At 58.8% G+C, this 5,437-nt stretch carries 7 protein-coding genes; 4 read left to right on the forward strand and 3 right to left on the reverse strand.

From position 1 onward, the window contains the following. Nucleotides 1–297 precede the first annotated feature (297 nt). Complete coding sequence (locus tag QMX91_RS28610; protein WP_007963794.1) at nucleotides 298–627, forward strand: hypothetical protein; 330 nt, start codon at nucleotides 298–300, stop codon at nucleotides 625–627. A 6-nt stretch (nucleotides 628–633) separates the two neighbouring features. On the opposite strand, the gene QMX91_RS28615 is transcribed toward QMX91_RS28610, so the two are convergent. Next, nucleotides 634–2,466, reverse strand: a complete 1,833-nt coding sequence (locus tag QMX91_RS28615) for a hypothetical protein (protein WP_098965701.1) — start codon at nucleotides 2,464–2,466, stop codon at nucleotides 634–636. Nucleotides 2,467–2,640: 174 nt separating this feature from the next. Between QMX91_RS28615 and QMX91_RS28620 the strand changes: the two genes are divergently transcribed. The 3 genes from QMX91_RS28620 (at nucleotide 2,641) to QMX91_RS28630 (ending at nucleotide 4,309) form a co-directional block, all read left to right on the forward strand. Continuing rightward, nucleotides 2,641–3,129 carry a TIGR00645 family protein gene (locus QMX91_RS28620; protein WP_007963798.1) on the forward strand — a complete coding sequence of 163 codons (489 nt, stop codon included), beginning with the start codon at nucleotides 2,641–2,643 and terminating at the stop codon, nucleotides 3,127–3,129. Nucleotides 3,130–3,264: 135 nt separating this feature from the next. After that, nucleotides 3,265–3,570, forward strand: coding sequence for a DUF6482 family protein (locus tag QMX91_RS28625; RefSeq protein WP_096795239.1), 306 nt, complete (start codon nucleotides 3,265–3,267; stop codon nucleotides 3,568–3,570). Between the two features lie 121 nt (nucleotides 3,571–3,691). Beyond that, a complete protein-coding gene (locus tag QMX91_RS28630; RefSeq protein WP_003228367.1) occupies nucleotides 3,692–4,309 on the forward strand; it encodes an FKBP-type peptidyl-prolyl cis-trans isomerase in 618 nt (205 codons plus the stop codon). 137 nt (nucleotides 4,310–4,446) lie between these two features. On the opposite strand, the gene QMX91_RS28635 is transcribed toward QMX91_RS28630, so the two are convergent. Continuing rightward, a complete protein-coding gene (locus QMX91_RS28635; protein WP_003228365.1) occupies nucleotides 4,447–4,704 on the reverse strand; it encodes a hypothetical protein in 258 nt (85 codons plus the stop codon). Between the two features lie 204 nt (nucleotides 4,705–4,908). Further along, the gene (locus tag QMX91_RS28640; protein WP_003228364.1) at nucleotides 4,909–5,250 is read right to left on the reverse strand and encodes a zinc ribbon domain-containing protein YjdM; all 342 of its coding nucleotides are present in this window, start codon (nucleotides 5,248–5,250) and stop codon (nucleotides 4,909–4,911) included. Nucleotides 5,251–5,437: the final 187 nt, after the last annotated feature.

Below are 5,437 nucleotides of genomic sequence, written 5' to 3' on the forward strand. Positions count from 1 at the left end.
GGCTTGCTCCCGAAGGCGGTGTACCAATCGACACATTAGTTGATTGAGACACCGCCTTCGGGAGCAAGCCCCCTCCCACAGTTGTTTTTCCAGATTGATTTTTGCGCTGATCATCGGGAAAAGTGCCACTACTCTGACGTCAGAATTCACACAATGACCATTCGGCGCCTTCTGGTTCTATCCGGCTTGCGCGGCGGACTTTTCTTCTATTCTCTGCTCAAGGACATCGACAGTATCACTGGATCGAAACAGCCTTCGCGTGAAGGCTGAATACAGGCTTTACCGAGGGTCGCCGCCATGTCGCGCAACCTCTGCCTCACCCGTCAGTGCCTGGGTCTTGTGACCCGCATCGAATGCGCCATCAAACCGTTGGCCGGCGATAACGGCATGTGGACCTTGCTCTTCGCTGCCGGCATGGCCGGCGAACAACCCTCCGCCATCAAGGCCCAGGGCCCGTTTCACGGGCCGGTCGCGGCCGAGTCGATTCTCGACACTATTGTGGAAAGCCTGACGATGCACGGCTACGAGCTGGCCGACGATCCGCAGATCTGGAGCCTGCACCTGCAGGCACAGTTGCGCCAGATCAATGGCGGGCGTGGGCGTACGGTCGGCGTGTTCGACCACTAGGCGCAATCATGGCGCGGTGTCGGACTGCTGCGCCTTGTCGAGTTTGACCTCAAAGCCGTATTGCACGGTATTGAGCTCGGTCCGCTGATAGGTCTCCACGTGCGTTGGACGGCCATAGAAGTAATGCACGCCGAACAGCGCCGGGCCATCCGCACTCGCGTCGTGACTGACCGAGAGAATCTGTTTCAGGTAGTTGCCGCTGTCGTCCTTGACGAAGAATCGCCAGGCGTTGGCCGGAAACAGTTTCAGGTCCACCACCAACGTGTTGTTCTTGATCTCCAGGCCTTTGGGCAGGGATTTGGCGTCGTAGGCTTTTTTCTCCACGCTGGCGAGAAACAGCGGCATCGACCCCACGGCAATCGCCGGGGTTTCCGGAAACAGGTTCAAATCGTAAGTGATGGTCGCCTGCAGCGGATCGACCTGATACGCCTCGGGCGGCAGTTCGATCGGCTCATCGAGTTTGCCGCTGCGTTTCTCGGTGAAGAACGTCACGGGACTCTCGCCGGGGCTGAAATCATCACCGAGCAATTCATCGTTGAAGGTTCGCCGGTGAGAGAACTCGATGCGTGCAGCGCTCGGATCCTCCACGGACTGATGGATGCGGATACCGGCCTTCAACGCTTCCTCGGTGAGGCTCGCGCCCTTGAGCCAGTTCGGCGCCAGATCGTCATAGACGACCACCGCCGGGTCCAGCGGTTGGATGGCTTTTTCGGTGGTGTGCTGGCTGAAAGTGCGCACTGGCAGATCCAGTGTTTTGCGGGTCACGGTTGCCGATGAGAAATCCAGCACGCTGACTTCGAGGGTGTCGATGGGGCCGTTGAAGTAGACCTTGTTGTAGCGGCGCGGATGCTGCTGCTCGAAGGTCTGCTGTTCGTCCTCCAGCTGTTTTTCCAACGCCTCGCTCCAGGTTTTCTGCTGTTGCAGATACGCCAGTTGTTTCTCGTAGAAGGCGACTTGTGCCGGGCTCTCATTGATTGAGCCGGCGCGCACCAGGTATTGCCCGCTGGTGTCACGGGCCTGAACGATGACTGGATTGAGCTGCGCACCCTCGACCTCAGGGGCCAGTGGCAGGCTGTTGCTGAATTCGACTTCGGCGTAGTTCTTTTCAAGCTTCAACAGGGTGACGCTGAGGTTGTCATCGGTGCGGGTCTGGCCGACGTCCTTCTGGCTCAGGTTGAAGCTGAACAGGCGGCGCGGCGCGATGACTTCGACTTTGCCTTGCAGGCTCACCGGTTGTGGCTGGCTCTTCTTGTCCACGTCCAGCCCTTCGATGAACGGGTAGGTCACGGTCAGGTCATCGGGGTTGTTGACGTTGGAGCTGGACGGGCTCAACTGAATGCCGGGATCGGTTTCCGACCACTCCGGCTGATAGGCGATCACGCGCTTGTTGCTCAGGGTCACCGACTGCCATTCCACGCCGTGCGGGAATAGAAAGCCGCCGGGAATGTTCAGGTTGAACGGGAATACCGGTTGCAGGTCGGTAAGGTAATCGGAGCTGGCGTCCTTGTGCAGCACGAACAGTCCGTTGATAAAGGTATCGACCAGCGCCTGCGGCGAAGGGTAGTGCTTGAGGATGCCGAGGGTGTCTTCGCCGTAGACGGTTTTCAGCGGTGTGCTGTCGAGCTTGAGCTGCGCGCGTTCGAGCAGCAGCAGCGAACCGCCGAGTTCGGTCACGGCGTCCTTGAGTTTCGGGTCGGTAATGGCGTCCAGTGAGTGTTCGAAGGTTGCCGTCTTCGCGTCGAGGCTGACCGAGGGCTTTTTCTCATCGCCGGGTGAGCAGCCACCCAGCAGCAGAACGAGGCAAATTCCGGCAGTCGTCAACGGTAATCGCACATGCATTTCCAGTCGTCCTGTCCACTTTCGCTAGGCGGTCAATGGTTTGGACAGTAGCAGAAAAAAATTCACACACACACGCAGGTTGCGGTGATGGGAGGTGCGAGCCGGGCGGTTTCTGGCGGTCACGGGCGGCTGGTATACTCGCCGCCGATTTCAATCCTTATTGTGTGAGAGTCAATGGAACGCTTTATCGAAAATGCAATGTACGCCACGCGCTGGCTGCTGGCGCCGATCTATATCGGGCTGTCCCTCGGGCTGCTGGCGCTGGCATTGAAATTCTTCCAGGAAGTGTTTCATGTCATTCCCAACGTGTTTTCCATGGCCGAATCGGATCTGATCCTGGTGCTGCTGTCGCTGATCGACATGGCGCTGGTGGGCGGCCTGCTGGTGATGGTGATGATTTCCGGCTACGAGAACTTCGTGTCCGAGCTGAACATCGACGAAGGCAAAGAGAAGCTCAGCTGGCTGGGCACCATGGACTCCTCGTCGCTGAAGATGAAAGTGGCGGCGTCGATCGTGGCGATTTCCTCGATCCACCTGCTGCGGATCTTCATGGATGCCAAGAACGTCGATCCCGAGCACCTGATGTGGTACGTGATCATCCACATGACCTTCGTGATTTCGGCGTTCGCGATGGGTTACCTGGACAAGCTCACCAAGCACTGATCATTGGCTGATCGCTGCAAAACCACCGCCCGTCTGTTGCGAAACAGACGGGCGGTGTCGTTTGTGGCTTGTGCTTTGGCGCGCGCGGGCATATCCCTGTAAAGGTCCTGGCTCGCCACCGCACGAGGTGCGTTCATGAACCTGCAAGAGTTGAATGCGTTTGCCATCGCCAGAAAGGTCGATGAGCTGAACCTGATCTCCATGGAGGGCGGGATTTATCTGCTCGAAGCGCGGATGCACGGGGCGGCGTATCCGCTGAGTGATCTCAAGGGCGAGATGCTGCAGCTGCGCTCGGTGGAGCATGCGCGGGATTTGCTGCATAACTTTCCGGTGCTGCCGTTCAACCTTGTACACACCTCGGTGCACGACGAAATGTGCGGCCTGGGCGTCAGTGACGAGGAAAGCCTGAAAGTGCCGCTGGCCTGGCGCTCGGCCCTGTAGGCGTTGCGCCCCATCGCCGGGCATCTGTGCTAGTCTGCTCGCCCTTTTGGTTCCGGGCGCGCCGGGACGCGCTGTGCACGCACGGCAAGTCTGATGGCCGTCCGCACAGCGGAGCAGTGTCATGTCCGAAGTAAATCTGTCCACCGACGAAACCCGCGTCAGCTACGGTATTGGCCGTCAGCTGGGTGACCAGCTGCGCGACAACCCGCCACCGGGTGTCAGCCTGGACGCCATCCTGGCCGGTCTGACCGACGCATTCGCCGGCAAGCCAAGCCGTGTCGATCAGGAAGCCATGTCCGCCAGCTTCAAAGTGATCCGCGAGATCATGCAAGCCGAAGCCGCTGCCAAGGCTGAAGCCGCCGCAGGCGAAGGCCGTGCGTTCCTGGCTGAAAACGCCAAGAAAGAAGGCATCACCACCCTGGCTTCCGGTCTGCAATTCGAAGTGCTGACCCAGGGCGAAGGCGCCAAGCCATCCCGTGAAGACACCGTGCGTACTCACTACCACGGCATGCTGATCGACGGCACTGTGTTCGACAGCTCCTACGATCGTGGCCAGCCAGCAGAATTCCCGGTGGGCGGCGTGATCGCCGGCTGGACCGAAGCCCTGCAACTGATGAATGCCGGCAGCAAATGGCGCTTGTACGTGCCGAGCGAACTGGCTTACGGCGCTCAAGGCGTTGGCAGCATCCCGCCGCACAGCGTTCTGGTATTCGACGTCGAGCTGCTGGACGTTCTGTAAGACCTGGCCTGTCCCTGTGACAGGTCAATGATGTGGGAGCGGGCTTGCTCGCGAAGGCGTCCTTTCTGGCAACCCATCCGTTGCCTGACACAGCGCTTTCGCCAGCAGGCTGGCTCCCACAGTTTCCATGGCGCTGATCATATTTCGATCTTGTGATGCAGCTCATTGGTCGGGCGCAACGCCCGGGCATAGCAGAACAGGAACAGATTGCGCACCAGCTCCTTGAGCACCAGCGGTTCGCTGGAATTCAGGCTGCTGACGTCCAGATCACCCTGATCCTGCAGCTCATGCAGGGCTTCTTCTTCCAGTACCGCACAGACTTCGCCGGTTTCCCGATGCAGGATCCTGAGGTACGGGTGTGGGCGATCCAGCCAGGCGTCGATCAAATAAGTCATGGGTCTCATCTCCTTGAAAGGTTTCAATGAGAATAATTCTTATTCGTCAAATAGCAAGTGCCTATTGGCGGAATGCGATTTTTTCCGGGTAAAGATTGCGTAAGGTCAAAACGGCTGGCGTCTGGCTATTACGCGAGAATGCGGGGGCTGGCGGGGAGGGTGACGCACCATCCCGCGGCGGGCACGGGATGGCTGACAGCAGGATCAGACCTTTCTGACGAACTCGGACTTGAGCTTCATCGGGCCGATGCCGTCGATCTTGCAGTCGATGTCGTGGTCGCCGTCGCACAGGCGGATATTCTTGACCTTGGTGCCGACCTTGACCACCAGCGAAGTGCCCTTGACTTTCAGGTCCTTGATCACGGTGATGGTGTCGCCGTCCTGCAACACGTTGCCGACCGAATCTTTCTTCACGGCATCATCGGATGCCACTTCGGCTTCGCCGTTGGCCGACCACTCGTGGGCGCACTCCGGGCAGATCAGTTGGGCACCGTCTTCGTAGGTGTATTCGGAATTGCATTTCGGGCAGGGTGGCAACGTGCTCACTAAGGCTCCTTGATAGGGGATCGCTAAAAGTCGCACATTGTATAGGGTTTTACGCGCAGGAGGGCATAGAGCAGAAACAACTGTGGGAGCGGGCTTGCTCGCGAATGCGGTGTGTCATTGAACATTAATGTTGAATGACAGGTTGCTTTCGCGAGCAAGCCCGCTCCCACAGAAGGCAGATCAGTGC

This window comes from Pseudomonas sp. PS01299 (assembly GCF_029960145.1).
Taxonomy (GTDB): Bacteria; Pseudomonadota; Gammaproteobacteria; order Pseudomonadales; family Pseudomonadaceae; genus Aquipseudomonas; species Aquipseudomonas putida_A.

Coding starts and splice junctions, on each gene's coding strand:
- QMX91_RS28610 (WP_007963794.1), top strand. CDS start 298: ATGTCGCGCAACCTCTGCCTCACCCGTCAGTGCCTGGGTCTTGTGACC.
- QMX91_RS28615 (WP_098965701.1), bottom strand. CDS start 2,466: ATGCATGTGCGATTACCGTTGACGACTGCCGGAATTTGCCTCGTTCTG.
- QMX91_RS28620 (WP_007963798.1), top strand. CDS start 2,641: ATGGAACGCTTTATCGAAAATGCAATGTACGCCACGCGCTGGCTGCTG.
- QMX91_RS28625 (WP_096795239.1), top strand. CDS start 3,265: ATGAACCTGCAAGAGTTGAATGCGTTTGCCATCGCCAGAAAGGTCGAT.
- QMX91_RS28630 (WP_003228367.1), top strand. CDS start 3,692: ATGTCCGAAGTAAATCTGTCCACCGACGAAACCCGCGTCAGCTACGGT.
- QMX91_RS28635 (WP_003228365.1), bottom strand. CDS start 4,704: ATGACTTATTTGATCGACGCCTGGCTGGATCGCCCACACCCGTACCTC.